Source organism: Pseudoalteromonas sp. P1-30, assembly GCF_001400005.1.
Lineage (GTDB): Bacteria > Pseudomonadota > Gammaproteobacteria > Enterobacterales > Alteromonadaceae > Pseudoalteromonas > Pseudoalteromonas atlantica.
On record NZ_LKBC01000007.1, the window covers coordinates 65,164 to 71,872 of the forward strand.

Below are 6,709 nucleotides of genomic sequence, written 5' to 3' on the forward strand. Positions count from 1 at the left end.
TTTGCTATAATCGCGCGCCCAATGCCTGGGAGCGCGAATTCCCGCAGTCTAAGAGTGAACTATGCTTAAATTTATCGTCAAACTACATCCTGAAATTGCCATTAAAAGCCGTTCGGTACGTAAACGCTTTACTAAAGTGTTAGAAAATAACATTAAAATTGTATTGCGCCGTGTTGACGAAAAAGTACAAGTAAGAAACAACTGGGATAATATTTCTGTTGTAACTAAGCTTGATGATGCACAAACACGCCTAGACTTTATCGATAGCTTGCAGCGTATTCCTGGTATTGTGCAATTTATTGAAGTGACCGAAACTGACTTCACAACGCTTGACGATATCTATAAAAAAACCATAGACCTAGTAGGGCATACCATCGTTGGTAAAACGTTTTGTGTACGCGCAAAGCGTATTGGTCAACACGACTTTACTTCTACCGATTTAGAGCGTTACGTGGGTGGTGGTTTAAACCAGCACGTTGAAGGCGCGCGCGTTAAGTTAAGCCGCCCAGAAGTAACTATTCGCTTAGAAGTAAAAGACGATAAAGCCTACATAGTTACGCAAACTCACCTAGGTATGGCAGGCTTTCCACTACCAACACAAGAAGATGTGCTTTCGTTAATGTCAGGCGGCTTTGACTCTGGTGTAGCAAGTTATCAGATGATCCGTAAAGGCGCTCGCACGCACTTTTTATTCTTTAATTTAGGTGGCGCAGCACACGAAATTGGTGTTAAGCAAGCCAGCTACTATTTATGGAAAAAATTTAGCTCTACTCATAAAGTTAAATTTATCACGGTTGATTTTGAACCGGTTGTTGCCGAAATTTTAGAGAACGTTGAAAACAGCCAAATGGGTGTTGTGCTAAAACGCATGATGATGCGTGCTGGCAGCCAAGTAGCCGAAAAATTAAATATTCAAGCCTTGGTAACTGGTGAGAGTATAGGTCAGGTTTCTAGCCAAACCTTAGCTAATTTAAGTGTAATTGACCGCGTAACAGAAACCCTGATTTTGCGCCCACTTATTCAGCACGACAAACAAGAAATTATAAATATTGCACGTAAAATTGGCACCGCAGAAATGGCCGAAACCATGCCTGAGTATTGTGGCGTAATATCTAAAAAGCCAACGGTTAAAGCTAAACTTGACGTTATTAAAGCCGAAGAAGAAAAGTTCGACTTTGATGTGCTTAATACTGTTGTTGAAAACGCTCGCATTATGGATGTGCGTGATATAGACGTAGAAGCTAAGCAAGAACTTAAAGAAGCTGAGTCGGTAGTTGATTTACCAGCGGGTGCAGTGGTTGTTGATATTCGCTCACCAGAGGAAGAGGATGCAGCGCCGCTTGAGATTGACGGTATAGATGTAGTGCATTTACCGTTTTTCCGCTTAGCGACTAAATTTGGTGATCTGCCAAAAGATAAGGATTACTACCTGTATTGTGAAAGAGGGGTTATGAGCCAGTTACAGGCGCTTATTCTTCATGAAGCAGGCTTTACGGGTGTAAAAGTTTATCGCCCGTAAAGGTTAACCGTAATTTAGAGCGTGGTTTATACCACGCTTTTTTTTGCCTTAATTTTAGCAAGTAGGGCATCGTTTAGCGGGGTGCTGATATTTAATCGCTTACCTTGTTGGCTAATATAGCCACAAATGGCGTCTATTTCGGTTTGTCGGTTATGCGCTACGTCTTGATGCATTGAAGAGTAGTTTTCAGCGGTTAGCATCATTACGTTATAAGCGTTGTTAAGTGCATCAGCCAGCTTAATATCAAGCTTTAAAGCCTGGGCTATTTGGCATGCCTCAGTTAATAAATTAAAGATAATGCTATTAAAATAAGGGGCACGTAACTGACCATTTTTAATATCATACAATGCGCTTAATGGGTTAATGGCAATATTTACTAATAGTTTTTCAAATCGTAGCTGCTCAATATTAGTAGTGTAGCTAAGCTGCGGCACGTTTTGCAATTGCTCACACATTGCTTGGTGATAACTGTGCGCGCAAGGGTTGCAGGCACCTAATACGCTTTTACCTTCACCGGTGTGCTGTACTATAAAGTCGTTTGTTTTAAAGCCAGCCATGCTGGTGGTTAAAAAGTACAACGCTTGCTGCTTATCGAGTTGCTCATTGAGCGTTTCAACATTACCCATACCGTTGTGCGATACAATTAGTACACTACTTGGCGATAAAAAGGGTTTAACTTGCGTAAAGGCCGATTGCACCTGAAAAGCCTTTACAGCAAAAATAACAATATCAAACGCGGGCTGTTCATTAATTTGCTTAAGCGTAATAAATCGTGCATTTATTTTTTGCGAAGGCTGTTTTGCTTTGCAATAAAAGCGTGTATTTGCAGTGGCTTTGCGTGTTAACACATGAACAGTGTGAGCTTTAGATAAAAAGTGGCTTAGCAATAAACCAATAGCGCCGTCGCCAATAATAAGAATATTAGCCATAAGGGTTCTTTTTTCGAGGAGTAAAAATGGTTCTTAGTAAAAAGTACGTGGCTGCACCAGCAAAATCAGCAACAAAATCACCTAACGAGGCCTGCCTGTAGGGAAGCGCATCTTGCATTATTTCTATTGCTGCACCGTAGCCCGCAAGCAAGAGTACTTGCGTGTACAGCGGTAACTTAAAGGCTTTATCCATAATGATGGCAAGTATAAAAAATATCCCAAAGTGGGCAACTTTATCAACATGTGGAAATAAGTTCGTAACGCCGCCTTTTATTTCTTTGGCAAATAAGAGGGTAAACACCACAATACTAATCAAAAAAACTGCTTGGTAAACACGCCTTGTCACGATAAATCCTAAAACCGCTTAAAAAAGAGGCTGCAGTATATCAAACTAAATTAGTATCGCACCTGAACAACTGGCAGAAAAATGTAAAGATTTATAATTTTAGCGTTATAATCGGCGCATAAATTTAGATTTAATAGTTAGGAGAACCCAATGCCTTCATTTGATATCGTATCAGAAGTAGAAATGAACGAAGCTAAAAATGCAGTAGATAACGCCAACCGTGAGCTAGAAACACGCTTTGACTTTAGAGGTGTTGACGCATCAATTGAGCTAAACGACAAAACAATTAAACTAAAAGCTGAAGCTGACTCACAAGTTATGCAGTTGTTTGATATTTTAGCAGGTAAAATTTCTAAGCGTGGTATGGACGTAGCAAGCTTGGAGCTGCAAGACATCACTCGTGCTGGTAAAAACGTGTTTCGTAATGTTGCACTTAAACAAGGCATTGAGAAAGACATGGCTAAAAAAGTAGTTAAAGCCATTAAAGACTCAAAAGTAAAAGTACAAGCTGCTATTCAAGGTGAAGAAGTACGTGTAACGGGTAAAAAGCGTGACGATTTACAAGCTGCTATGCAAGTCGTTCGCACTGCAGATTTAGGCCAGCCTTTCCAGTTTAAAAACTTTCGCGATTAATTAGCTAAGTGCCTTTAGTATTTTAAAGTGAAAATTTAAATGTGTGGTTATTAAATATATTAGCCACACATTTTACCCCGCCTTAATTACAGCCTTTACTTACCCGCAAGCCTAAACCCCTTTTACCTACTTAAAATTAGTCCACTGTTATTCCATACTCTTTTAACGTTATTTAAATGCATTATTAAACCTGCTTATCACGCAGTTGCGTATATTAGGCTATTCTTAATATCAATATTACTTAATAGCGACTGTTTAAGGCTTTAAATGCTTAAGTTTCTTGTTTTTATAATTATTATTGCGTGCAGTAAGTTTAGTTTTGCCAAGCCAATAAATGTAGATGTGTTGGTAGAGGACGGTTACTTTCCAATTATTATTAATGCCGAAAAAGAGCAAGGGGTAGCGCCTGAGTTTGTAAAAATACTCAATGACTCTCAAAGCGAATATAAATTTACTCTTAACTCTTTGCCTGTAAAAAGGCTCAAAAAGTGGGTCGAATGGGGGGAATTCGACATGTTATTTTTAATGGCTATGCAATGGGTGCCTGAGGTAGCAAGAAGTGCCTTACGGGAAACGAGCTTTTATGTTATTGCTAAAAATGAGTTCTATACGCTGGCACAAAACGCCCAAAAGCAAAGCTATTTCGATGACTTACATGCTTTAACAAAAGCGGGGGTATTGGGGTATTCCTATCGTTTTGCTGATTTTAAAACCGATGCACAATATTTAAGTGATGAACACCAAGTTAGTTTAACAATCGATGAGTTTAACGTTGTTAAAATGCTGCTATTAAAGCGTGCCGATGTTGGGGTGTTAAATAACATAGCTTATCAATACTTTAAAAAGAACAACATTTTTAATATGAACCTGCTTTATAAGAGTAATACCCCAGATGCTATATACGATACTCATTTTTTAGTTAACCCTGCGCGCAGTAAAATTACGGTAAAACAAATGGATAAGCTTTTAAATTCGCCTGAAATAAAACCTAAAATCACAGCGCTTTTAAGTTCATACGGCGTAACATCCAGCTTTACTGAAAATAAATAATTTAACCTTTAGCTATATAGACGTCCGTTGACATTTGTAAACAAACTGCTCACAATAACCGCCTATTTTCAAGGTGCTTGCTGGATGCTAAATACAGGGTTTAAAGTATTAAAACTAACAGCGAGATAATCGGGAAGTTGGTGCGCCTTTATGATAAAAGCAATCCCAACACTGCCCCCGCAACGGTAAAGTATTAACGCATTTATGTGTTTACTGAGTCCGGAGACCGGCCTTGAAGTAATCTTACTTACTTAAATCTTTGCGGTGGGCAAAGATAGGGAACATCATGCTAAATAAAACAACTCTTGGCGTTGCTATCTCGGCTGCGCTGTCTTTTTCTGTATCTGCTGCACAAAGCCCAATTGAAAAAATCACTGTTACCGCTAATAAATTTGAACAATCAATAAATAATGTTTTAGCGAGCGTTAATGTAATTGATCGCGCCGAAATAGATGCAAGCAATGTACGCGATTTACCAACCTTACTAATCACACAAGTGGGTTTTCAAATTAATCCTAATGGTGGCTTTGGCCAAACGTCGGGCGTATCTTTACGTGGTACAGGTTCTGGCGATACGCTAATTTTAATTGATGGTGTACGCACGGGCTCAGCCACGCTAGGACAAAAAGCATTAAGTAACGTGCCGCTAAATAGTATTGAGCGAATCGAGATCATAAAGGGCTCGCGTGCAGCTGTGTATGGCTCAGATGCATTAGCTGGGGTTATTAATATAATAACGCGTGAAGCGAGCAATGTATCACTTGATGCCACATTTGGCTCTAACGCTTATCAAAACTATCAGCTTGCAGGTTCAGTAAAATCAGATGAAGTGGTTAGCGCATTTAATGCAGGCTTTGAAAAAACCGATGGTTTTGATGCATTACAAGGTATAGCGCCCGATGACGACAGCTATGAAAATAAAAACGTAGGCTTTAAAGTAAACTATGCAGATGCACATTACGGTAACTTTAAGCTACTAGGCCAGTACAGCGAAGGCTACGCGGATTACGATAGCAGCTTTAGCCCGGCTACGAGCACGGTTGAAAGAGGGGACTTTAAAAACTATCAACTGTCGGCGCAGTGGAGCAAAAACTACACTAACCAATCTCATGCTATAGATGTTGCTTTTGCAACCGATGATTCTGACAGCACATATGTGGACTTTTTTACCGGCGGGCCATTAACCAGTACATTTATTACTAAGCGCTCGCAAGTAGATTACAGCGGCCAATACCGCTTAACAAATGCGCTTAATATTAGCGGCGGCGTTAATTGGTATAACGATGATGTATCGCACAGCTCGCAAGCATTTGATGAGGATAGCCGCGATGTATTAGCAGTGTTTGTTGGGGCTTATTACGACACCGACACTGTGCTTGCCAATTTAACTCTTCGCCAAGACGACGATGAACAGTTTGGTGATGAAACAACCTATACTGCGGCGGCTGGTTATCATTTATCTGAAAATTCAACATTTAGAATTAGTCAAAGCACAGGTTTTAAAGCGCCAACATTTAACGATTTATACTACCCAAATTTTGGTAATCCGGATCTCCAACCTGAAAAATCAATAAACCGCGAGCTTGGTGTAAATGTTAATTTTGACAGTGCACAAGTCGATTTTGCAATTTTTAGAAACGACATCGAAGATAAAATTGATTACGATGAAAACTTTGCGTTAGCTAATATAAACGAAGCTCGCTATGAAGGGGTTGAGTTTATCCTTACACAGCAAATTTTAGGGTTTGATAGCCACTTTAATTTTGCATATTTAAGTGCCGAAAACAAAGAAACCGGCGATGAGCTACGCAATGTTGCCAAGCGCACTGTTAATTGGGAGCTCGCAAAGCAATTTGGTGATTTTGATGCTCGCATTGATATGCAATACCGCAGTGATCGCGAGGGGGCAGTAACGCGCCTAGGGTCGTATACACTTTGGAACCTAGCGGGTAACTATCATGTAAACGATAATATTGAGCTGTCGCTGCGTGTAGAGAACCTATTTGACAGAGATTACAATGTGGTTGACTCGAGAGCTGACTTTACAAGCGGTGACGTATATTACTACAACACCCCAGAGCGCCGCTTTTTTGCAGGTGCAAGCTATCAGTTTTAATAGCGTTTTTTAATATACAAAAGCCCGATTTATATCGGGCTTTTTAATGTGTATTTATACCAATTCGCATTAATACTTAATCATTTTCAGGGGCTAAATGTGTCGCTATCTGCGTT

General features: G+C 39.8%; 6 protein-coding genes and 1 riboswitch. Of the genes, 4 read left to right on the forward strand and 2 right to left on the reverse strand.

Going from position 1 to position 6,709, the window contains the following annotated elements:
- Positions 1 to 61: 61 nt before the first annotated feature.
- Positions 62 to 1,519 carry a tRNA uracil 4-sulfurtransferase ThiI gene (thiI, locus tag AN395_RS12360; RefSeq protein ID WP_004588521.1) on the forward strand — a complete coding sequence of 486 codons (1,458 nt, stop codon included), beginning with the start codon at positions 62 to 64 and terminating at the stop codon, positions 1,517 to 1,519.
- A 26-nt stretch (positions 1,520 to 1,545) separates the two neighbouring features.
- On the opposite strand, the gene AN395_RS12365 is transcribed toward thiI, so the two are convergent.
- Together AN395_RS12365 and AN395_RS12370 are read right to left on the reverse strand one after the other, a co-directional pair.
- Complete coding sequence (locus AN395_RS12365) at positions 1,546 to 2,448, reverse strand: ketopantoate reductase family protein (protein WP_054983184.1); 903 nt, start codon at positions 2,446 to 2,448, stop codon at positions 1,546 to 1,548.
- Positions 2,441 to 2,794, reverse strand: a complete 354-nt coding sequence (locus tag AN395_RS12370) for a VanZ family protein (RefSeq protein WP_004588519.1) — start codon at positions 2,792 to 2,794, stop codon at positions 2,441 to 2,443. The genes AN395_RS12365 and AN395_RS12370 overlap by 8 nt, the downstream gene beginning before the upstream one ends.
- Before the next feature lie 150 nt (positions 2,795 to 2,944).
- Between AN395_RS12370 and AN395_RS12375 the strand changes: the two genes are divergently transcribed.
- From AN395_RS12375 to AN395_RS12385, 3 genes are all read left to right on the forward strand, one after another.
- The gene (locus tag AN395_RS12375) at positions 2,945 to 3,427 is read left to right on the forward strand and encodes a YajQ family cyclic di-GMP-binding protein (RefSeq protein WP_004588518.1); all 483 of its coding nucleotides are present in this window, start codon (positions 2,945 to 2,947) and stop codon (positions 3,425 to 3,427) included.
- A gap of 267 nt (positions 3,428 to 3,694) precedes the next feature.
- Positions 3,695 to 4,477, forward strand: coding sequence for a hypothetical protein (locus tag AN395_RS12380; RefSeq protein WP_054983185.1), 783 nt, complete (start codon positions 3,695 to 3,697; stop codon positions 4,475 to 4,477).
- 86 nt (positions 4,478 to 4,563) lie between these two features.
- Positions 4,564 to 4,727: riboswitch (cobalamin riboswitch) on the forward strand.
- Positions 4,728 to 4,763: 36 nt separating this feature from the next.
- Positions 4,764 to 6,593 carry a TonB-dependent receptor domain-containing protein gene (locus tag AN395_RS12385; RefSeq protein WP_054983186.1) on the forward strand — a complete coding sequence of 610 codons (1,830 nt, stop codon included), beginning with the start codon at positions 4,764 to 4,766 and terminating at the stop codon, positions 6,591 to 6,593.
- Positions 6,594 to 6,709 lie beyond the last annotated feature (116 nt).